The organism is Streptomyces apricus (assembly GCF_008369065.1).
Lineage (GTDB): Bacteria > Actinomycetota > Actinomycetes > Streptomycetales > Streptomycetaceae > Streptomyces > Streptomyces apricus.
This window is the reverse complement of record NZ_VDFC01000043.1, coordinates 160,856-186,031: the sequence shown is the minus strand read 5'-3', so window position 1 is coordinate 186,031 and position 25,176 is coordinate 160,856. Positions and strand designations below refer to the sequence as shown.

Here is a 25,176-nt window from a genome sequence, read left to right as displayed (position 1 = left end):
CAGGGTGACCGTCGGACCGACGAAAGCGCAGGTGGGGGCGGGTACCACTCACATGTGCGGACCGCCGCACGCCCGTGCACACCTGTGCGGGAGAATGGTGGAGTGACCTCAGCGACCCGACGGCCCGGGACCCCGGCCTCCCCCCTCCCGCCCCGCCTGATCGCCACGGATCTCGACGGCACCCTGCTGGGCCCCCTCCTCGGAGCCGCCCCCGTCAGAGCCGCACCCCCCGTTCGGCGAGCCATTCGCGCGGATCGACCGCCGAGCCCGCCTGCGGGGTCAGGCGTACCTCGAAGTGCAGGTGCGGCCCGGTGGAGTTGCCGGTCGTGCCCGACTGGCCGACCCACTGCCCGACGGACACCCGCTGCCCCTGGTCCACGGTGACGGCGGACAGGTGGGCGTACTGCGTGTAGTAGCCCCCGGTGTGCCGGACCACCACCTCGATGCCGAACGGGCCGCCGCACGCCACCCTCACCACCCGCCCCGCGCCGGCCGAACGCACCGGTGTGCCGATGTCCACCGCGAAGTCCTGCCCGGTGTGCCGGTTCGCCCAGCGGTCACCGCCGCTGCCGAACCCGGCGGAGAGCCCGTACGTCTCCACCGGCGGGACCCACGGCTGCGTGAAGGTCCCGTCCGGCTGGTCCAGCCGGACGGGACCCCGGCAGGCGCCGGCGGCCACCGAGGCGTCCGCCCGCCCCTGGAGCGATTCCCGGGCCTCCGCCAGCTTCCGCTCGATCCCCCGCTTGATCCGGGCGAGTTCACCATTGCGCCGGTCCAGCGCCCGCCACGCCGACGCCGCCCTGGCCTCGTCGGCGGCGAGCCGGGTCTCGGCCCGGCGGTTCCTGCCGATCGCGTGGTCGACCGCCCGGTCGGCCTGCCGGACGGCTCGCTGCCCGCGCATCAGCTCCTCGGGGTCCTTAGCGAGCAGCATCCGGACGGTGTGCGGGAGACCCCCGCCGGTCCGGTACTGGGCGCGTGCGATGCGGCCGAGGTCTCCGCGCAGCGCCGCGACGTCCTGCCGCTCCCGGTCGAGGAGCCGCTCCAGCCTGCGCGCCCGCTCCCGCTGCGTACCGGCCGCGCGACGGCCCTCCTCGTACCGCTGCGTCGCCCGCGACGCCTCCTCGTACAGCCGCACCACCTCGGCACTCGGCCCGCCGGGGCCGTCCGCGTCCTCGGCGGCCGCCGCGGGTCCCGCCGTCAGGACGGCCACCGCGCAGCACAGCAGGACCGCCGACCGGGCGGGGAGGGCCGGGACGGGCACGGGGGAGCGACGACGTGAGCGCATGACATGGATCGTGTCGTGCACGGGCCGCCGCGGTCCTGTTCGCGTCGTGCACCTGGGGGAGCGGCTGTCACGGACGGGGCACCGCGCTGCGCCGAACGGGGCACCGCCGGGGACGCCCGGGCCGCACCGGGGACACCGGGCACGGCAGGGACGCCGGGCACGGCGAGGACGCCGAATCGCGCAGGAACCGCGGCGGAGTCGCCCGGCGGAGTCACTCGGCGGAGCAGGCTCAGTACGGTGCCTCCCAGACCACCGACGTGCCGCCGCCCTCCTGCCCGGACCCCGGCCCGTACCAGCTGTCCCCGCCGAGCGACTCCGCGCGGCGCTTGAGATTCCGCAGCCCGCTGCGCCGGCCCCCTTCCGGGATGCCGACGCCGTCGTCCGCGACCGTCAGGCGTACGCCGGGCCGTTCGTCCGCGAGCCGGGCCGTCACGTCCACGGTGACGTCGATGCGGGAGGCCTCCGCGTGCCGGAAGGCGTTGGACAGCGCCTCGCGCAGGGCCGCGATCAGGTTTTTCGCCGTGAGTTCGCCGACCACCGTGTCGACCGGTCCGACGAAGCGGTGCGACGGTTTGAAGCCGAGCGGTACGGCGGCCATGTTGATCTCGCGCAGGACCCGGGTCCGCAGCCCGGCCGGGAACTCGGCCGGTCCCTGCTGGAGCGCGAAGATGGCCGTACGGATCTCCTGGATGGTGACGTCCAGTTCGTCGACGGCCTTGCCGACGCCCTGGCGCACCTCGGGCAGGACGGACCGCCGCTGTGCGCTCTCCAGCAGCATCCCGGTGGCGAACAGCCGCTGGATGACCAGGTCGTGCAGGTCGCGGGCGATCCGGTCGCGGTCCTCGAAGACCGCGAGGCGCTCCCGGTCCCGCTGGGCCTCGGCCATCATCAGCGCGAGCGCGGCCTGCGAGGCGAACTGCGTCGCCAGGGTGCGCTCGACGTCCGTGAACGGGCGCGCGTCCCCCGCCCGCGCCATGACGAGGCTCCCGAGGACCCGGCCGCCGCTCTGCAGGGGAAGGAGCAGCGTCGGCCCGTAACCGCGGGCCAGGTCGGAGAGCATCCGGGGGTCGGACGCCGCGTCCTCGACGAAGACCGCCTCTCCCGCGAGGATGTGGCCGGCCATCGCGTTCTCGGGCGGCACGACCAGTCCCAGCGCCCCCGACGGGCGCTCGGAGGCGACGGCCACGATCTCCAGCCCGCCCTGCGCGGCGGGCAGCAGCACCAGCCCGGCCGCCGAGTCGGAGAGCCTGCGGGCCTGTTCCGCGACCACCTGGAGGGCCTCGTCGGCGTCCCCTCCGGAGAGCAGCGCGGTGGTGACGGCCACGGATCCGTCGATCCAGCGTTCCCGCCGCTTGGCGGCCTCGTACAGCCGCGCGTGCCCGAGGGCGACGCCCGCCTCCCGCGCCAGTACGCGCACCATGTCGAGGTCGTGGTCGCCGAACGGTCCGCCGTCGCGCTTCTCGGCGAGGCAGAAGGTGCCCAGCCACTCGCCCTGCACCCGGATGGGGGCCCGCAGGAAGCCGGACGCCGGTACCGGGCCGGGCCCCTCGTGTCCGGGCGGCAGCCGTCCGATCCAGCGGACCGGCCGTCCACCGGGGTCCTCGCGCAGCCGCTCGTCGGGCCCGGGCTCGGCGGCCCCCTCCTCGTACTCCGCCACCAGCCCGACCGCCGCGTAGCGGGCGTCCGCCAGGTCGGCCGCGGTCTCGCAGATCCGCTCCAGCGTGGACCGCAGCTGCAGCCCGCTCCCCACCGCCCGCATCGCCTCCAGCAACCGCGGTACGTCGTCTGGGTGCGGAGTGCCACCGGGGCCCGGCTCGACTGACATGGACCGAGCCTAATGAGGTGCATTTGCCCGGGAAAGTCGAGCGTGGCCGACCGGGCCGTCAGCCCATGAGGGCCAGCACCTCCGTGCGGCTCTCCCGCTCGGACATCTCCCGCAGCGGTCCCTCCCTGCGTACCAGTTCGTCGAAGGGTCCCCGCTGCACCACCTGTCCCCCGTCCAGGACGACCACCTCGTCCACCGCTTCCAGTCCCGCCAGCCGGTGCGTGATCATCAGCGTCGTACGCCCCTCGGTCGCGGCCAGCAGGTCCGCGGTGAGGGCGTCGGCGGTCGCGAGGTCGAGGTGCTCCGCGGGCTCGTCGAGGACGAGCACGGGGAAGTCCGCGAGCAGGGCACGGGCCAGCGCCAGCCGCTGCCGCTGTCCGCCGGACAGCCGCGCGCCGTGCTCCCCGATCAGCGTGCCGAGCCCGTCGGGCAGCCCGTCGGCCCAGTCGAGCAGCCGCACCCGCCGCAGCACGTCCCGCAGGGCGGAGTCGGTCGCGTCCTTCCGGGCGAGCAGCAGGTTCTCGCGCACCGAACTGTCGAAAAGGTGCGCGTCCTGCGCGCAGAGGCCGACCATGCGCCGCACGTCGTCACCGTCCATGCCGAACGCGTCCGCACCGCCCAGGGTGTACGTCCCCGCGCGCGGGTCCAGGAACCGCAGCAGCACCTGGGCCAGCGTCGTCTTGCCGGATCCGGACGGACCGACGACCGCGGTCCGGCGCCCCCGTTCGAGCACCAGGTCCACTCCGGCGACCGCGTCCCGCTCCTGTCCCCCGTGCCGGGCCGTCAGGCCCTTCAGCACGACCGGGAACGGCGACCCGGGAGCCTGCTGGGGCCGCTCCGGCTCCTTCACGGGCTCGGGCGCGTCCAGGACCTCGTACACACGCTCCGCGCTCCTGCGCACCCGCTGGCGGTACTGGGCCGCGAGGGGCAGCCCGAGGACGGCTTCGAAGGCGGCCAGGGGCGTGAGGACGACGACGGCGGTCGCCACACCGCTGAGGCGGCCGTCGAGGACCGCCTGGACGGCGAAGAACGCGGCGGCCGTGACGGTGAGCCCGGAGACGAGAGCGGTCAGTCCGTCGCCGAGCGCGGTGGCGGTGGCCGCGCGCGAGGTGATGCGGGTGAGGTCCGCGTCAACCCGCCGTGCCTCGGCGGTACGGGCGGGCAGCGCGCCGGCGACCGTCAGCTCGGCCGTTCCGGTGAGGAGGTCGGCCACACGGGTCGCAAGCACACCGCGTGCCGGTGCCAGCCGGCGCTCGGCCCGGCGGGCGACGGCGCCGGTCACCAGTGGAACGCCCACGCCCGCGGTGAGCAGCCCGACGGCGAGGGCGGCGCCGGCCTCGGGCAGCAGCCAGGCCGTGAACCCGACCGAGCCGGCGCAGACGACGGCCGCCGCGGCGGCGGGCAGCAGCCAGCGCAGCCAGTAGTCCTGCAGTGCGTCGACGTCGGTGACGAGCCGCGAGAGCAGGTCACCGCGCCGGGTGGTACGCAGTCCGGCGGGCGCCAGCCGCTCCAGGCGCCGGTACACGGCGACCCTGGTGTCGGCGAGCATCCGCAGCACGGCGTCGTGCGACACCAGCCGCTCGGCGTACCGGAAGACGGCCCGCCCGATGCCGAAGGTCCGCGTGGCCGTCACGGCGACCATCAGGTACAGCACGGGCGGCTGCTGGGAGGCCCTGGAGATCAGCCAGCCCGAGGTGGCCATGAGGCCGACGGCGCTCCCGATCGCGAGAGCGCCGAGAAGCAGCGCCAGCGCCAGCCGTCCGCGGCGGGGACCCGCCATGGCCCGTACGCGCGCGAGCACCCCGCCCCGCCCCGCCGGGAGCACGGGGGTCTCTTCCCCGGCCGCCGCCGGCGCCGCGGCCACCGTGTCGGAGCGGGAGGGCTCCGTACGGCCCGTGGTGCGGTCCGCACCGTCGGGCTCCGCGGAGCGGTCAGCCGAAGTCGCCGGCCGCAGCCGCACCACCCGGTCCGCCACGGCCAGCAGGGCCGGCCGGTGGACGACCAGCAGCACGGTCCGTCCCGAGGTCAGCCGCCGGACCGCCTCCACCACCTGCGCCTCGGTCGCACCGTCCAGCGCGGCGGTCGGTTCGTCCAGCAGCAGCACCGGCCGGTCCGCGAGGAAGGCCCGCGCCAGGGCGAGCCGTTGCCGCTGCCCCGCGGAGAGCCCGGCGCCGTCCTCGCCGAGAAGCGTGTCCACCCCGTCCGGGAGCGCGTCCACGAACTCCAGCGCGCCGGCGTCGGCCAGTGCCTGCCGCACCGCCGCGTCGTCCGCCCCGGGTTGCGCCAGCCGTACGTTCTCGGCGACGGACCCGGCGAACAGATGGGGTCGCTGCGGCACCCAGGCGACCTGTGAGCGCCACTGTTCGAGGTCGGCCTCCGCGAGATCGACGCCACCGGCGTCGACTCGCCCGGCCGTGGGTTCGACGAACCCCAGCAGCACGTTCAGGAGGGTCGTCTTGCCCACGCCGCTGGGGCCGACCAGGGCCACCGTCTCGCCGGGCCGGACCGCGAAGGACACGTCCGTCACCGCGTCGGCCGACCGGCCGGGGTACCGGACGGTCACGCCTTCGAAGCGCAGCTCACCGGAGGAGGGCACCGCACCGGTCCCGGGGGCCCGTACGGGTGTCTCCAGGACCGAGAAGATCTCCTCGGCGGCCGACAGCCCCTCCGCCGCCGCGTGGTACTGCGTCCCGACCTGGCGCAGCGGCAGATACGCCTCGGGCGCGAGGATCAGGACGACCAGACCGTCGTACAGCTCCATCTCACCGTGGACGAGCCGCATCCCGATGGTCACCGCCACCAGGGCCACCGAGAGCGTGGCGAGCAGTTCCAGCGCGAAGGACGAGATGAAGGCGATCCGCAGGGTCCGCATGGTCGCCTGCCGGTACTCACCGGTGATCCGCCGGATGGACTCGGCCTGCGCCTTGGCCCGGCCGAACACCTTGAGGGTGGGCAGCCCCGCGACCACGTCCAGGAAGTGCCCCGAGAGCCGGGACAGCAGCTGCCACTGCCGGTCCATCTGGGACTGTGTGACCCAGCCGATGAGCATCATGAAGATCGGGATGAGTGGCAGGGTGCCGACGATGATCGCCGCCGACACCCAGTCCTCGGTGACGATCCGGGCGAGTACGGCGACGGGCACGACCACCGCGAGCCCCAGCTGCGGCAGATAGCACGAGAAGTAGTCGTCCAGGGCGTCCACCCCGCGGGTGGCGAGCGCGATGAGCGACCCCGTCCGCTGCCCGTTCAGCCATCCCGGTCCCAGCTCGCCGGCCCGCGCCAGCAGCCTCCCCCGCAGCTCCGACTTGACCGCCGCGCTCGCCCGGTGTGCCGCGAGTTCGGTGAGCCAGGAGACGAGGGCACGTCCGATCGCGACGGCCACCAGCAGCAGGAGCGGTGTGCGCAGCTCGCCGGTCGACAGCCCCTGCTGAAAGGCGCCGACCACCACTTCGGCGATGAGCATGGCCTGGGCGATGACCAGCCCCGCACCCACAGCCCCCAGCCCGACGACCGCCATCAGGAAGAAGCGGGTGGCGCGGGCGTAGCGCAGAAGTCGCGGGTCGATCGGTTTCACGTGAAACACACCCTCGGGTCAAGCAGGTGCGTTTCACGTGAAACGCACCTTCGTCTCATGAGGCCATGTTTCACGTGAAACACGACCTGTGCACTCATCGGGTTCAGTGTGCGGCTTCGGCGATGTGCTGCGTGCCGATCCGCTTCCGGAAGACCCAGTACGTCCACGCCTGGTAGAGCATCACCACCGGTGTCGCGATCACCGCGCACCAGGTCATGATCTTCAGCGTGTACGGGCTCGACGAGGCGTTGGTGACCGTGAGGCTCCACCCGTCGTCGAGCGAGGACGGCATGACGTTCGGGAAGAGCGTCAGGAAGAGCATCGTGACCGCGGCGACGATGGTGAGACCGGAGAGGGCGAAGGCCCAGCCTTCACGTCCTGCCTGGTTGGCCCCGATGGCCGCGACCAGCGCGGCCACCGCCACGACGAGGGCGACCAGGCTGGCGCCGTCACCGTTCTCGATCTGGGTCCAGAGCAGGAAGAGCAGTGCGAGAGCGGCCGTCACCAGTCCGAGCCCGAGTGCCAGCTTCCGTGCCCGCACCCGGATGTCGCCGACGGTCTTGAGCGCCGCGAACACCGTCCCGTGGAAGGTGAACAGCGTCAGCGTCACCAGGCCGCCCAGCAGGGCGTAGGGGTTGAGCAGGTCCCAGAGGGAGCCCACGTACTCCATGTCCTGGTCTATCTTCACGCCCCGCACGATGTTGCCGAAGGCCACACCCCACAGGAACGCCGGGAGCAGCGAGGTCCAGAAGATCGCGTTCTCCCAGTTGCGCTGCCACTGCTCCTCGGGCCGCTTGGCCCGGTACTCGAAGGCGACTCCGCGCAGGATGAGGCAGACGAGGATGAGCAGCAGGGGCAGGTAGAAGCCGGAGAAGAGGGTGGCGTACCACTCGGGGAAGGCGGCGAAGGTCGCGCCTCCCGCCGAGAGCAGCCACACCTCGTTGCCGTCCCAGACCGGCCCGATGGTGTTGATCAGCACCCGCTTCTCGGCCCGGTTGCGGGCGAGCAGCTTGGTGAGGACGCCGATCCCGAAGTCGAAGCCCTCCAGGAAGAAGTAGCCGGTCCACAGGACGGCGATGAGGACGAACCAGACGTCGTGAAGTTCCATGACTCAGCAGCTCCCTCGGCCTAGTAGGAGAAGGCCATCGGCTTGTCGGCGTCCCGGAGGTCGCCACCGATCTTGGTGGGCGGGTTGAGGTCGGCCTCGGTGAGCTCGGGCGGTCCGGCCTTGATGTACTTCGCGAGCAGCTTCACCTCGACGACGGCGAGGATCGCGTAGATCGTCGTGAGGACGATCAGCGAGGTGATCATCTCGCCCTGGGACACACCGGGGGAGACCGCGTCGCGGGTCTGCATCACGCCGTAGACGACCCAGGGCTGCCGGCCCATCTCGGTGAAGATCCAGCCCCAGGAGTTGGCGATCAGCGGGAAGGCCATCGTCCAGAGCGCCAGGAGCCAGTACAGACGGGTGAGCCGCGCTCCGAGGGGCCGCTTCAGCAGGACCAGGTGCGGTACCTCGTCCTCCCCCGTCCGGTGGGCGGCCGGCAGCAGGAACTTCTTGCGGGTGAGCCAGAGCCCCAGCAGGCCCAGGGAGAAGGACGCCATCCCGAAGCCGATCATCCAGCGGAAGCCCCAGTAGGCGACGGGGACGATGGGCTTGTAGTCGCCGGGGCCGAACTTCTCCTGCGAGGCCTTGTTGGTGTCGTTGATGCCGGGCACGTACGAGTCGAAGTCGCTGTGGGCGAGGAAGGACAGGAGCCCGGGTATCTCCAGGGCCACCTTGTTGTGCCCCTCGTCCACGTCGCCGTAGGCGAACACGGAGAACGGCGCGGGCTTCTCGCCGTCCCACAGCGCCTCGGCCGCGGCCATCTTCATCGGCTGCTGCTCGTACATGACCTTGCCGAGGGTGTCCCCGCTGATCGCCGTGAGCATGCCGCCGACCGCCATGGTGACCAGGCCGAGCCGGAGCGAGGTGCGCATCACCGGGATGTGCTTCTTGCGCATGAGGTGGAACGCGGCGATGCCGACCATGAAGGCGCCGCCCGTCAGGAAGGCCGCCGAGAAGCTGTGGAAGACCTGGTTGAGCGCGGTGTTCTGGGTGAGGACCAGCCAGAAGTCGGTGAGCTCGGCGCGGCCCTTCGCCTCGTTGATCCGGTAGCCGACGGGGTGCTGCATCCAGGAGTTGGCGGCAAGGATGAAGTACGCCGACAGCAGCGTGCCGATCGAGACCATCCAGATGCAGGCGAGGTGGATCTTCTTCGGCAGCTTGTCCCAGCCGAAGATCCACAGCCCGATGAAGGTGGACTCGAAGAAGAAGGCGATCAGCGCCTCGAAGGCGAGCGGCGCACCGAAGACGTCACCGACGAAACGCGAGTAGTCGGACCAGTTCATGCCGAACTGGAACTCCTGCACGATGCCCGTGACGACGCCCATCGCGATGTTGATCAGGAAGAGCTTGCCCCAGAACTTGGTGGCTCTGAGGTACTTCTCCTTCTCCGTGCGCACCCAGGCGGTCTGCAGGCCCGCGGTGAGCGCGGCGAGCGAGATCGTGAGCGGGACGAAGAGGAAGTGGTAGACGGTGGTGATGCCGAACTGCCATCGCGCGACGGTTTCCGGCGCCAGAGCCAGTTCCACGTCGTCATCTCCTTACGTCGCCGTAGAAACAGCGGCAGTTTGTCCCGCTTGTCGGTGACATCACGGGAGCAACTGGGACCCTCTTGTGAATGCGTTCACATTCACAAGCAATTATGCAGCATGTCCGTTCGAGTGTGGAGGGGTGGGGGTGCCTGGCCGTCCAGCCGGCCCCTCCGGCCTCAGGACAGCGGATCACTGCAGGTGAGAGGCGTGATCGCGCCCCGAAAACGACAGGTCCCGGCACCCCACGGAGCGTGGGACGCCGGGACCTGGGCCCTCAGTGAGGCAGAGCTCACACGTCGGCTAGAACTCCTTGCGGAAGCCTTCCGCGGTCTTGAGGAAGATGTCGTTCGCCTCGGTCTCGCCGACCGTCACCCGGACCCCCTCGCCCGCGAAGGGCCGCACGACGACACCGGCCTGCTCGCACACGGCGGCGAAGTCGACGGTGCGCTCCCCGAGCCGCAGCCACACGAAGTTCGCCTGGGTGTCCGGCACCGTCCAGCCCTGGCCGCGCAGCGTATCGACCACCCGCGTGCGCTCGCACACCAGCGAACCGACCCGCCCGAGCAGCGCGTCCTCGGCGCGCAGCGAGGCGACCGCCGCGTCCTGGGCGAGCTGGCTCACGCCGAAGGGCACGGCCGTCTTGCGCAGCGCCGCCGCCACCGGCTCGTGGGCGATCGCGAAGCCGACCCGCAGCCCGGCCAGGCCGTACGCCTTGGAGAACGTCCGCAGCACGCAGACGTTCGGCCGCTCCCGGTAGAGCTCGACGCCGTCCGGTACCTCGACGTCGCGCACGAACTCCTTGTACGCCTCGTCGAGGACCACGAGGACGTCACCGGGCACCCGGTCGAGGAACCGTTCCAGCTCGGCCCGCCGCACCGCGGTGCCCGTGGGGTTGTTGGGGTTGCAGACGAAGACGAGCCGCGTCCGGTCGGTGAGCGCGTCGGCCATCGCGTCGAGGTCGTGCACGTCCCCCGGCGTCAGCGGCACCTGGACCGGGGTCGCCCCGCTGATGCGCGTGATGATCGGGTACGCCTCGAAGGACCGCCAGGCGTACATCACCTCGTCGCCCGGTCCGGAGGTCGCCTGCACCAGCTGCTGTGCCACGCCGACCGAGCCGGTACCGGTGGCCAGGTGCGTGAGCGGCACCCCGAACCGGTCCGCCAGCTCGTTCATCAGCCCGGTGCACGCCATGTCGGGGTAGCGGTTGAAGGCCCCCGCCGCCGCGCCCACGCTCTCCAGCACGCCCGGCAGCGGCGGGTAGGGGTTCTCGTTGGAGGACAGCTTGTACGCCACCGGTCCGTCCCCGGCCGCTGCGGGCTTGCCCGGCTTGTAGGTCGGGATACCCTCCAGCTCGGCTCGCAGCTTCGGGCTCGTCTCGCTCACCGCAGTCCTCCTCGTGACCGTCTCCGGCTCGTCACCGCCGCCGGCTGCCAATACTGCTCACCTTAAGAGGATTCGCCGCCGCTGCGTACGGCCGGGACCGACCTGCCCGCCGGGACCCGTCCGCCCGTCGGCGGCGCCCAGCCCACCGGAACCGGCCATCCGCTGTGCGCACTCCCGGCATCACCGCACGAAGGCGTACGAATGAGGGGGCGCGCCGCACGTCCGGGCCCGCGCCGGTGGCTCACGCCGTGGCGCGCATCCCTCGTGCAGGTGAGTTGAGACCTCTTCGAAACATGGCTCATTTGGCAGGCTCATGCGCGCCGACAAGTGACGTACTGCCATTGAATCCTTCAACGCCCTTGCTTTCCAAGGGAGTTGAGTATGTATGACCATGCAGAAACGTGCCTGTCAACGCGTGCATATGCGTCCGCACTACCCCACCGCATGAGCCCTACTATCGGCTCGCCATGACAGCAGCAGGGAAGCACCAGGTGAGCCGGTCGGATACCTCCCGCCGAGGAAGCCGGCCGGGCCGGGCGGGCATCAGAGACGTGGCCGCGGCCGCCGGAGTCTCCATCACGACGGTCTCCGACGCCCTCAACGGCAAGGGCCGGCTTCCGGACGCCACAAGACGCCATGTCCGCGAGGTCGCCGACCGGCTGGGCTACCGCCCCTCCGCCGCGGCCCGGACGCTCCGCACCGGCAAGTCCGGCCTCATCGGCCTGACCGTGACGACGTACGGGGACGAACCCTTCACCTTCACGGAGTTCGCGTACTTCGCGGAGATGGCCAGAGCCGCCACCTCGGCCGCGCTCGCCCGGGGCTACGCCCTGGTCATCCTCCCCGCGACCTCGCGCCACGACGTGTGGTCGAACGTGGCCCTGGACGGAACGGTCGTCATCGACCCCTCCGACCAGGACCCGGTCGTCAGCGAACTGGTCCGCCAGGGATTACCGGTGGTCTCGGACGGCCGCCCGGCCGGCTCCCTGCCGGTGACCGCCTGGGTGGACAACGACCACGAGGCCGCGGTCCTGGGCATCCTCGACCACCTGGCCGACGCCGGGGCCCGCCGGATCGGGCTGCTGACGGGGACGACCACGGACACGTACACGAACCTCTCCACAGCCGCGTACCTGCGCTGGTGCGAGCGGGTGGGCCAGGATCCGGTCTACGAGGCCTATCCCGCGCACGATCCGTGCGCGGGAGCCGTCGCGGCCGACCGGCTGCTCGCCCGGCCCGACCGGCCCGACGCCGTCTACGGGCTCTTCGACCCGAACGGCACCGACCTCCTCGCGGCGGCCCGGCGCTACGGACTACGCGTACCGGAGGACCTGCTGCTCGTCTGTTGCAGCGAGTCCACCGTCTACGCCAACACCGAACCGCCCGTCACGACGCTCTCGCTCAAACCGCGCCGGATCGGCACGGCCGTGGTGCAGCTCCTCATCGACGCCATCGAGGGGATCGAAACGGACCAACCGGTCGAGCAGGTGATACCGACGGAGCTGATCGTGCGCACCTCCTCCGAGCGACGGCCGCCCCGGACGACCGTCAGTCCGCCGAGGTCTCCGGAGGAGGGGTGACCTCCCACGCGGAAAGGCCCTCCCAATTCGGGAGAAAACCACGGTGAACTGGGGTTCCGCTCCGATTCACCACCCCTGGGTCATCACATGGCGCGATCCGCATTCCTATGATGGGCGGACGACACCGCGGGCCGCTGCGACCAGGCAGTCCGACGCGGTGCAGATGCGGCGCGATGGTGGTGGAGGGGTCGATGACTCAGGGGGCCGGTCAGGGACCCGAGATGCGGACGCCGACGGTGCGCGACTTCCGCGTGCCGGCGTACGTCCACGATGCCGGTCCGTACGCGCAGTCGCCCGGACCTCACCCGCAGCCGCCCGGGCCGTACGACGGGCCCGGCGACCCGTACGACCACGCCGCCGCGCCGTACGACCGGCCCGCGGATCCGTACGACCAGACGGCAGACCCGTACGACCAGGCGGCGGACCCGTACACCGCGCCCGCCGAGCCGTACGTCCAGCCGGGCACCTACGCGGGTCGACCGCCGCACGACGAGGGCCGCGTCCCGGCCGAGGTCCCGGAGGGCTACACGCCGACGGAGCGCGATCTGCCGGTCATCAACCGCGGTGACACGGTTCAGGTGACGGTCGACCCCGAGGCCACGCAGCCGGTGCAGCCCGACGAGGGCCCGGGGCCGCTCTACGTCGTCGGTGACGTGCACGGGTACCTCGACGAGCTCCTCGCCGCACTGCGCGAGAAGGGGCTCATCGACGCCGAGGGCCGCTGGGCGGCCGGGACCTCCAGGCTCTGGTTCCTCGGTGACTTCACCGACCGCGGCCCCGACGGCATCGGTGTCATCGACCTCGTGATGCGGCTGTCGGCCGAGGCCGCCGCGGCCGGCGGTTACTGCAAGGCGCTGCTGGGCAACCACGAGCTACTGCTGCTCGGCGCCAGGCGGTTCGGGGACACCCCGGTCAACTCCGGTGCCGGAACCGCCACCTTCCAGGCCGCCTGGCTGCTCAACGGCGGCCAGAAGACCGACATGGAGCGCCTCCAGGACCACCATCTGCAGTGGATGGCCCGCCTCGACGCGATGGAACTGGCGGACGGGCACCTCCTGGTGCACTCCGACACCACCGCCTACCTCGACTACGGCGACTCCATCGAAGCGGTCAACGACACCATCCGGGAAGCGCTCACCCGCAATGACCCGGACGAGTGCTGGGACCTCTTCCGCAAGTTCACCAAGCGCTTCGCGTTCCGCGACGACGGCGGCGCGCAGGCGGCGCGCTCCCTGCTGGAGACGTACGGCGGTTCGCGCATCGTCCACGGCCACAGCCCCATCCCGTACCTCCGGGGCGACGTCGGCTCGGAGGACGGCGGGGAGTCGTCGGCCCCCGTGGTCGAGGAACCGCACGTGTACGCCGACAAACTCGCCATCGCGATGGACGGCGGCGTGACCATGGCCGGAAAACTGCTGGTCCAGCAACTTCCGCTGGATGGTTGAGCATTCACGGGGCACACGTCCCCGGATGAAGGACACGTGGCGTCCGGGGGCAAATTCTGGAAACCCCCTGTCACCCTGTGCCTTCGCCGCTCTACCATCGGCTTATCCGTAGCAGGCTCCCCTCCGTTTCTGCCCGACGGCTCGTCAGCATGCCGAGCCCCAAGCCCTACGGAGCATCGGGGGATGCACATGAACAGCGTTCCGCAGCACCTGCTGAGCGAGGACCGCCACGCGTACGAGCGGATCCTCGACGAGGCGCTGCGCTCCGCACCACACCGCCCGGAACTCGCCGCTGTCGGTCAGCGGCTCAACACCGAACAGCTGCGCACGATGGCGTTGAACGCCACCGCCCTCATCACGGCGGCCGCAGCGACCGAGTACCAGCACTACGTGAAGGTCCGCGAGGAACTGCGCCGTCCGGCGCCGTCCACCCCTCCCGTCCGCGAAGGATCCTCCAGCCCGACGGATCCGGGGACGAGCGCGGTGGGGCTCGCCACCACCATGGGCGAGGTCGCCGAGACCGCAGGCGCCGGCGCCGCCGCGGTCGTCGCGGTGCTCGCTCCCGTCCTGGCCGGCACGGCCGCGGTGATATTCCTGCTCGTCGGCTACGTCCTGCGCATGCTCGACCCCCAGCCGGGCATCGCGCAGACCCTCCTCACCACCGGGTGGGTGTTCGGCGCCATCACCGCCGCCTCGATCCTGGTGGCCGCGGTCGGTCTGCTGCTCACCGCCCTGCGCAACGGCGACAGCTCGCTCCAGGCCGGTGCGCACGGCGAGCGGGGCGAGGAGGTGGAACGTGCCAGGCAGGCCTGGCACGACGCGCTCCTGGAGCACGGCATCATGCCGTTCCTCAGGGAGGCCCTCGCCGATCCGGGCGCCGCGGCCCTCGGCCGTGCGAAACCGTCGGCGCCGACCAGCCGGATCCCGCAGCTCGGCTACAACCGGCCGGGGTTCAGCAGCCCCGACGGCGGCCCGGAGGCGGGCCCCCGTCCGAGCTACTCAAGCCCGGACTTCAGCAGTCCGGACTTCGGAGGACCGGAGCACGCTCCTGAGTGAGGAACGCAGCCCCGCACAACGGATCGACGACGGAAACCCGTCGTCGATCTTTTTTGCGCCCCGCGCAGATAGGCCGGACGGGGTCCGCCGACGGACCCCGTCCGGCCTATCTGCGGGCCGGGTTCAGTCGGCCAGCGGCAGGTAGACCCTGTTGCCCGCGGCGGCGAACTCCTTGGACTTCTGGAGCATCCCGTCGGCGACCTCCTGGGGCGTGGCCCCCGCGTCCGCCGTACCGCCGAACTGCTCGTTGATGCTGTGGCTGATCTTCATCGAGCAGAACTTCGGTCCGCACATGGAGCAGAAGTGCGCCGTCTTGGCCGGCTCGGCCGGCAGGGTCTCGTCGTGGAACTCCCGGGCCGTGTCGGGATCCAGCGCCAGGTTGAACTGGTCCTCCCAGCGGAACTCGAAACGGGCGTCCGACAACGCGTCGTCCCACTCCTGTGCACCGGGGTGCCCCTTGGCGAGGTCCGCCGCATGGGCCGCGATCTTGTAGGTGATGACGCCCGTCTTGACGTCGTCGCGGTTCGGCAGGCCCAGGTGCTCCTTGGGCGTGACGTAGCAGAGCATCGCCGTGCCCCACCAGGCGATCATCGCGGCACCGATGCCGGAGGTGATGTGGTCGTACGCCGGGGCGACGTCCGTCGTCAGCGGGCCGAGCGTGTAGAACGGGGCCTCGTCGCAGATCTCCTGCTGGAGGTCGATGTTCTCCTTGATCTTGTGCATCGGGACGTGCCCCGGGCCCTCGATCATGGTCTGCACGCCGAAGCGCTTCGCGACCTTGTTGAGTTCCCCGAGCGTGCGCAGCTCCGCGAACTGCGCCGCGTCGTTCGCGTCCGCGATCGAGCCGGGCCGCAGTCCGTCCCCGAGCGAGTACGTGACGTCGTACGCGGCGAGGATCTCGCAGAGGTCCTCGAAGTGCTCGTAGAGGAACGACTCCTTGTGGTGCGCCAGGCACCATGCCGCCATGATCGAGCCGCCGCGCGAGACGATGCCGGTCTTGCGGTTGGCGGTCAGCGGGACGTACGGCAGCCGCACACCCGCGTGGACCGTCATGTAGTCCACCCCCTGCTCGGCCTGCTCGATCACCGTGTCCTTGTAGATCTCCCAGGTGAGCTCCTCGGCACGCCCGTCGACCTTCTCCAGCGCCTGGTAGAGCGGAACCGTCCCGATGGGCACGGGGGAGTTGCGCAGCACCCACTCCCGCGTGGTGTGGATGTTGCGGCCGGTCGAGAGGTCCATGACCGTGTCGGCGCCCCAGCGCGTCGCCCAGGTCATCTTCTCGACCTCCTCCTCGATGGATGAGGTGACGGCGGAGTTGCCGATGTTGGCGTTGACCTTCACCAGGAACCGCTTGCCGATGATCATCGGCTCGATCTCCGGGTGGTTGACGTTGGCCGGCAGCACGGCCCGGCCCGCCGCGATCTCCTCGCGGACGACCTCGGGGCTCACGTTCTCCCGGATGGCCACGTACTCCATCTCCGAGGTGACCTCTCCCCGCCTCGCGTACGCGAGTTGCGTGACCGCCTGCCCGTCACGGCTCCTGCGCGGCAGGCGCGGACGCCCGGGGAAGACCGCGTCGAGGTTGCGCAGCCCACCGCGCGGGGAGGTGTGCCTGATCCCGTCGTCCTCGGGACGCAGGGGGCGGCCCGGATACTCCTCGGTGTCCCCGCGGGAGATGATCCAGTTGTCGCGCAGGGGCGCCAGACCCCTGCGTACGTCGGTGTCGACGGCCGGATCGGTGTACGGGCCGGAGGTGTCGTACAGCGTGACCGACCGGCCGTTGGTGAGGTGCACCTGGCGGACCGGCACCCGCAGGTCGGGGCGCGAGCCCGCGACATACGCCTTGTGCCAGCCGATGGACTTCCCGGCCTCGTCCGTCTGACTGGAGGCAGGCGTGCGTACGTCCTTGTTGGTCATGAGACCTACTCCCTACGCCGGCATTACCCGGTAACAGGTTCGGCGGTCGACGCAGCGTTTTCCGTCCGGCGATGTTCCACGTGAAACATCGCGGATACGGAGGTCAGCGCCCTCTCAGCCCGGTGCTCCGAGCTCCCGCGTGTGCAAAGGTGCTTCCACGCTAGCGTCACAATGGGCGCGGTGAACAGTGGGCCCCTTCCGTTCTTGCGATGATCGGTCGGTGACCACGACGCAACAGCCCCCACTTCCGCCGTCCGGACCGCCTCACGGACACGGCCACGAAGGACCGTCCGACGGTGGGCACGGGCACTCGCACAGCCATGGTCCCGCGGCGCCTGTCTCCGCACATCTGCGCAAGATCATCGCCGCGGTCCTGATCCCCTTCGCCGCGGCGGTCGTGGTCGGTCTCGCGGTGCTCTGGCCCGGCGGCGCTCCCGGACACGAGCGCACGGGTGTGGGTTTCGACCGGCAGACGCAGCAGGCCACCGTGACCGAGGTCGACGAGGTCGACTGCAAGTCCGTGAACGCCTCGGGCGGGACCCCGACCGGCGACACCTCGACGGCCGAGGGCTCCTCCGCGCAGCAGCAGGCTTCGGGGACCTGCAAGAAGGCGACGGTCCGGATCGACAGCGGCAAGGACAAGGGCCGCACCTTCACGGAGATCGTCCAGCCGGACTCCTCACGGCAGTTGAAGCAGGGCCAGGAGGTGATCGTGGCGTACGCGCCCGACGCCCCCGAGGAGTTGCAGTACTCGGTCACCGACGTGAACCGCAAGCTCCCGATGGTGCTGCTCGCCGGAATCTTCGCCCTCGCCGTGGTCGTGGTGGGCCGGATGCGCGGCGTCATGGCGCTGATCGCGCTGGCCGTCAGCTTCATGATCCTGACGTTCTTCATCCTGCCCGCGATCCTGCAGGGGTCGAACCCGCTGGTCGTGGCGGTGGTCGGGGCAAGTGCCATCATGCTGATCGCGCTCTACATGTGCCACGGTCTCTCCGCCCGCACCTCGGTCGCGGTGCTGGGCACCCTGCTGTCCCTGCTGCTGATCGGGCTGCTCGGCTCGCTGTTCATCGACTGGGCCGCGCTGACGGGCAACACCGACGACAACACCGGCCTGATCCACGGGCTCTACCCGTCCATCGACATGAGCGGTCTGCTGCTCGCGGGGGTCATCATCGGCTCGCTCGGCGTGCTCGACGACGTCACGGTGACGCAGACGTCCGCGGTCTGGGAGCTCCACGAGGCCAACCCCACGATGGGCTGGCGGGGGTTGTACCGGGCGGGCATCCGCATCGGACGCGACCACATCGCGTCCGTCGTCAACACGCTCGTCCTGGCTTACGCCGGCGCGGCGCTCCCCCTGCTGCTGCTCTTCTCGATCGCGCAGAGCAGCGTGGGGACGGTGGCCAACAGCGAACTGGTGGCCGAGGAGATCGTGCGCACGCTCGTCGGGTCGATCGGGCTGGTCGCCTCGGTGCCCGTCACGACGGCTCTCGCGGCCCTCGTGGTCTCGGCGGACCGCCCGGGCGGGAGCGCACCCGTCCAGTCGTCACCGGCCCAGCCACAGCCCCAGCCCCAGTCCGGCCAGAGGACGCCGCTGCGCGGCGGGAGCGGCCGCCGCCGCAAGCACTGAACCCCGCGCGTCACCCCGCGCTCTGTTCCTCCGCCAGGATGCGGTCCAGGACGTCGTCCAGGTGGGTGTCGAAGTCGGCGAGGGAACGCTCCTGCCCCAGCGGGACCAGCCGGTCCGTGCGGTCGAGGAACGCCAGCAGGGGCGCCGTACCGCAGCGGAACAGGGCCTGGTCGGCGCCCACCTGGAGCCGGATCAGCACATCGCCGAACCCCTCGGAGTCCGCCGGGGTGATGTGCACGTCCCCGTCCCCGCACGGGCGGCCCACTCCGTCGACCAGCAGCTCCCGGCCGAAGGCCCAGGTCACCGGGGCGTCTCCCGGCAGATGGAAGGTCAGACGCACGGCATAGGGATCGCAGGTCTCGTAACGCAGCTCCACCGGGATCCGGAAGGAAAGCTCCTCCGAGACGACGAAGCTCATCATGACCTCTGCCTGTACTACCGACTCGTGCATCGCCTGCCCCGTCGTTCGCCGTCCATGGCCGGGAATCGCCCACCTAAACACTTCTGGCATCTTGCTTAACGTGTACACCAGATCACAAGGAGTGAGTTTTCAGATGCTGATAGAGAGTGCGAACGTCCCCACCATGCCGCCGATCTCACGCTGCAGCCGCCGCACCGCCGGTAACAGCCGATCGGCCTGGTGGGAGGGCATGGAGGTGGCCACCGTGACGGCCGTATCGCCCAGGGTGATCGGGATCGCGGCACAGACCGTGCCGAGCGCATACTCCTGATGTTCGGTCACAGGCTGCATGCGCGGCATCGATTCGAGGCGGCGCAACAGGGCGGAATCGTCACGCACCGTGTACGGCGTGAGGGTCCGCACGGGGTAGCGGTCAAGGTGGTCCCTGCGCGCCTCGTCGTCGAGCTGGGAGAGCAGGCACTGCCCGATCGCATGCGCGTGTCCCGTCTCGCGGAAGTCCGCCCACTCCTCGACCGCCGGGCTGCCGGGGGCGTCGGCGACGCACTGCACCTCGATCTCCCCGTCGCGGTAGACCGCGTAGTACACCGGGGCGCCGATCACGTCCCGCCAGCTTCCCAGCGCGTCGGCGACCGTGCTGCGACGTTTCTGCTCGGCCCCGCTGCCGCTCAGCCGCTCGGCCGCCTCGCCGAGGAAGAACAGCCCCTTCTCGCGCCGCAGATAGCCCTCGTGCGCCAGGGTGCGCAGCAGGTGGTAGGCGGTGGGGAGGGCCAGCCCGGCCTCGCGGGCCAGTTGCTTGGCGGGCGCTCCGTGCTCGTGCCGCGCCACCGACTCCAGGAGACGCATCGCCCGCCGCACCGAGCCGATGAGGGTGGTGGGGTGGGGTGCGGAGACGGAGGTACGTGGTCCTGCGGGCGCGGTGTCAACCGTGGCCAAGGGTCACTCCCGAAGCGCGAGGAGGGCCGCCCGTGCTGGAGTTTCACGAGAGGGTTCGGAACGCCGCTCACGAGGATCGACCCCGCGTCGAATTCCGGACTTTAACCGTCTGCCACCGATCCCTCACGCCATGCGCCGAAAACTTCCCCCACCCGAGGGAACCGTCGTCCCACAGGGGCGACGCCTGTACCCCGCGCCCGTCGCTTCCGGCACCGTCCGCGGCGCCCTACCAGTCGCTGCGCGAGGTGGAGCTCGACATGAACTTCCGTACGACGTAGATCAGTCCGCCGACCAGCGCCACGAACACCAGCAGCTTGAAGAGCAGGCCGATCACGAAGCCGACGACGCTCGCCAGCAGCCCGCCGAACACGACCAGGGCGATGACCGGCACCGCGACCCACTTAACCCACCACGGCATCCCCGCGAAGATCTCCCGCATCGCCCTTGTCCCTCGTCTCTCTGCCCGTCACCGGGTGCTGCCCCTGCCCGTCCGCAGTGCCGACGGGCCTCCCATGTCCTGTTCCCGATGCTAGGCGCGGCGGGACGCCGGCGGGGGCCCCGCACCCCTTGTCCTCCCCTGACCGTTCCCCTAGGGAACCCGGAGACCGACGTCAGCTCTCGGGCGGAGAGAAGACCACGAGGACGCGCAGATCCTCGCTGATGTGGTGGAACTTGTGCGCCACCCCGGCGGGTACGTACACGACGCTGCCGCGCGCCACCTGGGTCGTCTCCATCCCGACGGTGATCGCGGCCCGGCCGCTGACGACGAAGTACACCTCGTCCTGACCGTGGGGCTGCTGCGGGTCCTGGGTGCCCGCGTCCAGCGCGTACAGGCCGACCGACATGTTCTTCTCGCGCAGGAACTGGAGGTACGCGCCGTCGTTGGCGGCGCGCTCCGCCTCCAGTTCGTCCAGCCGGAATGCCTTCATCGCCCTGTCCGCCCCTGCCCCACTGATCGTGTCCGGTCTCTTCTGCCACGATCACACACATGAAGAATTTCGTAGTCAAGACGATCGCCAACGCGGGCGCCCTGGCGGTGGCGGTGTGGCTGCTCGACAAGATCACCCTGACCGGTGACAGCAGGGGCAAGGAGATCGGCACCCTGCTGCTCGTGGCGCTGCTCTTCGGACTGGTGAACGTCCTGGTCAAGCCGCTCGTGCAGGTCCTCACCTTCCCGCTGTTCATCCTCACGCTCGGTCTGATCACCCTCGTGGTCAACGCCCTGATGCTGCTGCTGACCTCATGGCTGGCGGACAAACTCGACCTGAGCTTCCACGTCGACGGGTTCTGGACCGCCGTCCTGGGCGGGCTGATCGTCTCGGTCGTCTCCTGGGCGCTGAACGTCGTCCTCCCCGACGGGGACTGAACGGCGGACCACCTGCCGCGTGCACCGCGTGCGCACCGGCGGCGGCCTCGGCGTACCGGGTCCTTCTTGTGGGGGGACGGACGGTTTCGAGAAGTCTCCTGAGAGGGTGGAGGGCGGCGAGCGCAGGACTGCTCGCCGCTGTGCGCGAGCAAGTGGAGGAACAGGCAGCATGACGAATTCTCAGCAGGGAGCGGGTGACGGCACGCGTGCCGTGCGGGCGGGGCTGCCCGAGCCGGTCAAGCACGAGCCGACCCTCCCGGGCCCGGTCTTCGCGGCCCATTTCCACCTTCCTGGCGACCCCACCGGCCCCTACACCTACGGGCGCGACGAGAACCCGACCTGGACCCATCTGGAGCGTGCCATCGGCGAGCTGGAGGCTCCGGGGCGCGACGGCGTGGAGACGCTCGTCTTCGCCTCCGGCATGGCCGCCATCTCGGCCGTCCTCTTCTCCCAGCTGAGCGCGGGCGACACGGTCGTCCTGCCCGACGACGGCTACCAGGTCCTGCCGCTGGTGCGCGGGCAGCTGGAGGCGTACGGGATCGAGGTGCGCACCGCGCCGACCGGCGGCGACGCCCAGCTCGACCTCCTCGACGGAGCGAAGCTGCTGTGGATCGAGACCCCCTCGAACCCGGGGCTCGACGTCTGCGACGTGCGGCGGCTCGTCGAGGCGGCCCGGGCGCGTGGCTGCCTCGTCGCGGTCGACAACACCCTGGCCACCCCGCTCGGACAGCGGCCGCTGGAGCTGGGCGCCGACTTCTCCGTGGCCAGCGGCACCAAGCAGCTCACCGGGCACGGTGACGTCCTCCTGGGATACGTCACCGGGGGCGACGCCTCCGCGATGGCCTCCGTGCGGCGCTGGCGCAAGCTCGTCGGGGCGATCCCGGGGCCCATGGAGGCCTGGCTCGCGCACCGCTCGCTCGCCACGCTGCAGATGCGCGTGGACCGGCAGGACGCGACCGCCCAGCTGGTCGCCGAGGCGCTGCGGGACTGGCCCGAGGAGCTCGGGGTCCGCTACCCGGGGCTGCCCGGCGACCCCTCGCACAAGATCGCCTCCCAGCAGATGAGGCGCTTCGGCTGCGTGGTGTCGTTCACGCTGCCCACCCGCGCGCGTGCCGACCGCTTCCTCGACGCGCTGCGGCTGGTGGACGACGCGACCAGCTTCGGCGGCGTGCGGTCGACCGCCGAGCGGCGCGGCCGCTGGGGCGGCGACGCGGTCCCGGAGGGCTTCATCCGGTTCTCGGTCGGCGCCGAGGACCCGGAGGACCTCCTGGCGGACCTCCGGCAGGCACTTGAGGCGTCTGCGCGCTGAGCGTCCAACGACTCCCCGGCCGGTGGCGGGGATACGCAGAACGGACGGTCCGAGCCTCCCCCCTCGTGGCTCGGACCGCCCCGGTTCCGTGCGCGAAGAACCGCGCGAACAAGGCTAGTTGACTCTGTGTCAGTGTCCAATCACGGTAGCGACAGGGGCCTATCGACATATTTATAGTTGGTGGCTTCCGGGGAAGCCGGCCGATGAAGGGACACCATGGACCTGGCCCTGCTGCGGACCTTCGTGACCGTGCACCGGGCCGGCTCCTTCACCCGGGCTGCCGCTCTGCTGGGCCTCTCCCAGCCGGCCGTCACCTCGCAGATCCGCACACTCGAACGGCAGCTGGGCCGCCCCCTGTTCCTGCGCCAGGCCCGCGGGGTGACCCCCACCACCATCGGCGACGAACTCGCCCACAAGGCGGCTCCGCACCTCGACGCCCTGGTGGAGATCGCCGAAACCGGCCTCGATGCCGACTCCTCCCTGCGCACCCTCCACCTCGCCGGGCCGCCGGAGTTCACCGCTGAACGCGCGCTGCCCGCGCTGACCGGGGCGATCGACGACGGCCACGGTTTCGCGCTGCGGGCCTCCTTCGGCAACGCGGAGGAGACGCTGGAAGGGCTGGCCGCGGGGCATCACGATCTGGCCATCAGCACGGCCCGTCCCCGGGGTCCCCTGCTCACCGCGACTGCGCTGTGCGACGAGGAACACGTGCTGGTCGCCGCCCCGCGCTGGGCCGCCCGCATCGGCTGCGACACGGTGCGCCGCCTGGGCGCGCCCGCGCTGGAGAACCTGCCCGTGGTGGAGGTGCACGAGTCGCTGCCCTTCATCTCCCGCTACTGGGCGTCCGTCTTCGACTCCCTGCCCGCGGCGTCGGGCACCGTCGTCGTCCCCGACCTGCGCGCGGTCCTCGCCTGCGCCATCACCGGCGCGGGACTCGCGGTCCTGCCGCGCTATCTGTGCGGACCGGCCCTGGAGCGCGGCGAGGTGGTCGCGCTGACCGAACCCGCGGTGCCTCCACTGCGTACGTACTTCCTCGTCGTACGTACCGGAACACTGGCCATGCCCCACATCGCGCGGGCGCACGAATGGCTGACGCGCGCGGCCACCGACTGGTCGTGAGCGAGGAGCCGGAGAAAGGCGCTCCGCCTCGACGGCGCGGCGATGTTTCACGTGGAACCAACCGGGCCACATTCCTCCCATGACCGACCGACCCGTGGTCAAGCGCACCGCCCGGGCTGTCCTGCTGGACGGCGACGACCTGATCCTGATCAAGCGGACCAAGCCCGGAGTCGATCCCTACTGGCTGACGCCGGGCGGCGGGGTCGAGCCGGAGGACGCCACCGTCGTCGATGCGCTGCACCGTGAAGTGGACGAGGAGCTCGGCGCGAAGATCGCCGATGTCGTGCCCTGCTTCGTCGACACCGTCGAGCACATCGGCGAGGACAGCAGTTCGACCGGCGTGAAGGTGCAGCACTTCTTCGTCTGCCGCCTGGAGTCCATGGATCCCGCGCTGCGCCACGGCCCCGAGATCGAGGAGCCCACCGGCGAGTACGAGATCGTACGGATCCCCTTCACCCGGGTGGGCATCGCCTCCGTCCATCTCGTACCGCTCTCGCTGCGGCACTACCTCGACGGGAACATCGAGGGCCTGCGGGCGATGCACGCGCCCGACCTCGGCTGACCGCCCGCCACCGCAGACCGGGGTCAGCCCCGTAGCGCGACGAGATCCTCCACCGCGTCGTGCCGGATCCGCTCCGGCGGGACACCGATGTCCATGAGGGCGTCCACACCGTTGCGGATCATGCCGGGAGGACCCGAGAGATAGGCGTCGTACTCGTTCCACGGGCCGAACTCGCGTACCGCGTCGGGGAGCTGCAGATGCGCCTGCTGGTCGACGATCGGGCGCACCGCGAGCCAGGAATGGCTCTGCTGGAGCCGGAGCATGGTGTCGATGTCGTACAGGTCGTGATCGGTTCGGGCACCGTAGAAGACCTCGACCGGGCGCCGGTGGCCGTGCTCGGCGACGTCCTCGACCAGGGCCTTGATCGGGGCGATGCCCGTGCCGCCGCCCAGGCAGAGCAGGCCGCTGTCGGTGGTGTGGTCGACGGTCATCGAGCCGGCGGGCGGGCCGAGCCTGAGGATGTCGCCGGGGCGGGCCCGGTGCACCAGCGCGTTGGAGACCCAGCCCGCCGCGACCGCTTTCACGTGGAACGACAGCAGCCCGTCGGACCGGGGCGCGGAAGCGAACGAGTAGTGCCGCCAGACGCGGGGCCACCAGGGGGTCTCCAGGCTCGTGTACTGCCCGGCGCGGAAGGGGTACGGCTGATCGGTCCGGACCGTGACGACGGCGACGTCCGGGGTCCGCAGGTCGTGCGAGACCACCTCGGCGTACCACCAGGCCGGGGCGCGCAGCTCGTCCGCGGCCGCCGCGTCGATCATGACCTGGGAGATCGTCGTGTACGCCCTGACCCAGGCCGCCTCGGTCTCCTCGTCCCAGATCCTGTCGGCGAACCGGCTCAGCGCGCCGAGCAGGCACTCCCCGACGGCCGGGTAGTGCTCGGGACGGGTTCCGTACTTGCGGTGACCGCGTCCGAGGTTCTGCAGGTACGTGACCAGGATCTCGGTGTTGTCGATGTGCTCGGCCGCCGTCAGCAGGGCTTTCAGCAGCCGGTCCCGCTGGGCGTCCATCGCGGCGGGGAACAGCGGCCGCAGGTCCGGGTGGCGCACGAAGAGCAGGGCGTAGAAGTACGAGGTGACCTTGTCGGCGACGGGCGCCACCTCGTCCATGGTGCGGCGGATGAGGACGGCGTCGGGT

20 protein-coding genes and 1 pseudogene are annotated in these 25,176 nt (G+C 71.0%); 9 read left to right on the top strand and 12 right to left on the bottom strand.

Annotated features, from left to right (window positions below):
- Positions 1-84 precede the first annotated feature (84 nt).
- Positions 85-189 (top strand): annotated as a pseudogene (locus tag FGF04_RS41160) (hydrolase); the annotation flags it as partial.
- A gap of 25 nt (positions 190-214) precedes the next feature.
- Here FGF04_RS41160 and FGF04_RS18955 read toward each other — a convergent pair.
- From FGF04_RS18955 to hisC, 6 genes are all read right to left on the bottom strand, one after another.
- A complete protein-coding gene (locus FGF04_RS18955) occupies positions 215-1,285 on the bottom strand; it encodes a M23 family metallopeptidase (protein ID WP_149512511.1) in 1,071 nt (356 codons plus the stop codon).
- A gap of 229 nt (positions 1,286-1,514) precedes the next feature.
- Positions 1,515-3,110, bottom strand: a complete 1,596-nt coding sequence (locus tag FGF04_RS18950) for a GAF domain-containing sensor histidine kinase (RefSeq protein ID WP_149512510.1) — start codon at positions 3,108-3,110, stop codon at positions 1,515-1,517.
- 58 nt (positions 3,111-3,168) lie between these two features.
- Positions 3,169-6,684, bottom strand: a complete 3,516-nt coding sequence (gene cydD / locus FGF04_RS18945) for a thiol reductant ABC exporter subunit CydD (protein WP_149512509.1) — start codon at positions 6,682-6,684, stop codon at positions 3,169-3,171.
- A 103-nt stretch (positions 6,685-6,787) separates the two neighbouring features.
- The gene (gene cydB, locus FGF04_RS18940) at positions 6,788-7,792 is read right to left on the bottom strand and encodes a cytochrome d ubiquinol oxidase subunit II (protein WP_149512508.1); all 1,005 of its coding nucleotides are present in this window, start codon (positions 7,790-7,792) and stop codon (positions 6,788-6,790) included.
- 20 nt (positions 7,793-7,812) lie between these two features.
- Positions 7,813-9,318, bottom strand: a complete 1,506-nt coding sequence (locus tag FGF04_RS18935; RefSeq protein WP_149512507.1) for a cytochrome ubiquinol oxidase subunit I — start codon at positions 9,316-9,318, stop codon at positions 7,813-7,815.
- Positions 9,319-9,621: 303 nt separating this feature from the next.
- Positions 9,622-10,704 carry a histidinol-phosphate transaminase gene (hisC, locus tag FGF04_RS18930; protein ID WP_149512506.1) on the bottom strand — a complete coding sequence of 361 codons (1,083 nt, stop codon included), beginning with the start codon at positions 10,702-10,704 and terminating at the stop codon, positions 9,622-9,624.
- 467 nt (positions 10,705-11,171) lie between these two features.
- Here hisC and FGF04_RS18925 point away from each other — a divergent pair, with 467 nt between their 5' ends.
- The 3 genes from FGF04_RS18925 to FGF04_RS18910 all read left to right on the top strand — a co-directional run bounded on the left by FGF04_RS18925 (position 11,172) and on the right by FGF04_RS18910 (position 14,785).
- Positions 11,172-12,284 carry a LacI family DNA-binding transcriptional regulator gene (locus FGF04_RS18925; RefSeq protein WP_149512505.1) on the top strand — a complete coding sequence of 371 codons (1,113 nt, stop codon included), beginning with the start codon at positions 11,172-11,174 and terminating at the stop codon, positions 12,282-12,284.
- A gap of 191 nt (positions 12,285-12,475) precedes the next feature.
- Positions 12,476-13,729, top strand: a complete 1,254-nt coding sequence (locus tag FGF04_RS18915; protein ID WP_408055641.1) for a metallophosphoesterase — start codon at positions 12,476-12,478, stop codon at positions 13,727-13,729.
- Between the two features lie 183 nt (positions 13,730-13,912).
- Positions 13,913-14,785 (top strand): hypothetical protein, encoded by an 873-nt coding sequence (locus tag FGF04_RS18910; protein WP_149512504.1) that lies wholly within the window; start codon positions 13,913-13,915, stop codon positions 14,783-14,785.
- 123 nt (positions 14,786-14,908) lie between these two features.
- Here the strand turns inward: FGF04_RS18910 and thiC are convergent, their stop codons facing one another.
- Entirely contained in the window at positions 14,909-16,702 is a 1,794-nt protein-coding gene (thiC, locus tag FGF04_RS18905; RefSeq protein ID WP_149512503.1) for a phosphomethylpyrimidine synthase ThiC, read from the bottom strand.
- Positions 16,703-16,922: 220 nt separating this feature from the next.
- Here thiC and FGF04_RS18900 point away from each other — a divergent pair, with 220 nt between their 5' ends.
- Positions 16,923-18,332: a YibE/F family protein gene (locus FGF04_RS18900; protein ID WP_235882393.1), complete on the top strand. Its 1,410-nt coding sequence runs from the start codon at positions 16,923-16,925 to the stop codon at positions 18,330-18,332.
- Between the two features lie 10 nt (positions 18,333-18,342).
- Here the strand turns inward: FGF04_RS18900 and FGF04_RS18895 are convergent, their stop codons facing one another.
- From FGF04_RS18895 to FGF04_RS18880, 4 genes are all read right to left on the bottom strand, one after another.
- Entirely contained in the window at positions 18,343-18,783 is a 441-nt protein-coding gene (locus tag FGF04_RS18895) for an SsgA family sporulation/cell division regulator (protein ID WP_149512502.1), read from the bottom strand.
- A gap of 99 nt (positions 18,784-18,882) precedes the next feature.
- Positions 18,883-19,686 (bottom strand): IclR family transcriptional regulator, encoded by an 804-nt coding sequence (locus FGF04_RS18890; RefSeq protein ID WP_408055640.1) that lies wholly within the window; start codon positions 19,684-19,686, stop codon positions 18,883-18,885.
- Positions 19,687-19,912: 226 nt separating this feature from the next.
- Complete coding sequence (locus tag FGF04_RS18885; protein ID WP_149512501.1) at positions 19,913-20,125, bottom strand: DUF5326 family protein; 213 nt, start codon at positions 20,123-20,125, stop codon at positions 19,913-19,915.
- A 172-nt stretch (positions 20,126-20,297) separates the two neighbouring features.
- The gene (locus FGF04_RS18880; protein ID WP_149512500.1) at positions 20,298-20,615 is read right to left on the bottom strand and encodes a cupin domain-containing protein; all 318 of its coding nucleotides are present in this window, start codon (positions 20,613-20,615) and stop codon (positions 20,298-20,300) included.
- A gap of 59 nt (positions 20,616-20,674) precedes the next feature.
- On the opposite strand from FGF04_RS18880, the gene FGF04_RS18875 reads away from it, so the two are divergent.
- The 4 genes from FGF04_RS18875 (at position 20,675) to FGF04_RS18860 (ending at position 24,042) form a co-directional block, all read left to right on the top strand.
- Entirely contained in the window at positions 20,675-21,052 is a 378-nt protein-coding gene (locus FGF04_RS18875) for a phage holin family protein (RefSeq protein ID WP_149512499.1), read from the top strand.
- 169 nt (positions 21,053-21,221) lie between these two features.
- Positions 21,222-22,361 (top strand): cystathionine gamma-lyase, encoded by a 1,140-nt coding sequence (locus FGF04_RS18870; RefSeq protein WP_149512498.1) that lies wholly within the window; start codon positions 21,222-21,224, stop codon positions 22,359-22,361.
- A 216-nt stretch (positions 22,362-22,577) separates the two neighbouring features.
- Positions 22,578-23,480, top strand: a complete 903-nt coding sequence (locus FGF04_RS18865) for a LysR family transcriptional regulator (protein ID WP_149512497.1) — start codon at positions 22,578-22,580, stop codon at positions 23,478-23,480.
- 79 nt (positions 23,481-23,559) lie between these two features.
- Entirely contained in the window at positions 23,560-24,042 is a 483-nt protein-coding gene (locus FGF04_RS18860) for an NUDIX domain-containing protein (RefSeq protein WP_149512496.1), read from the top strand.
- Between the two features lie 23 nt (positions 24,043-24,065).
- Here the strand turns inward: FGF04_RS18860 and FGF04_RS18855 are convergent.
- On the bottom strand, positions 24,066-25,176 hold a 1,111-nt coding region (locus FGF04_RS18855), incomplete at its 5' end, for a globin domain-containing protein (protein ID WP_235882392.1).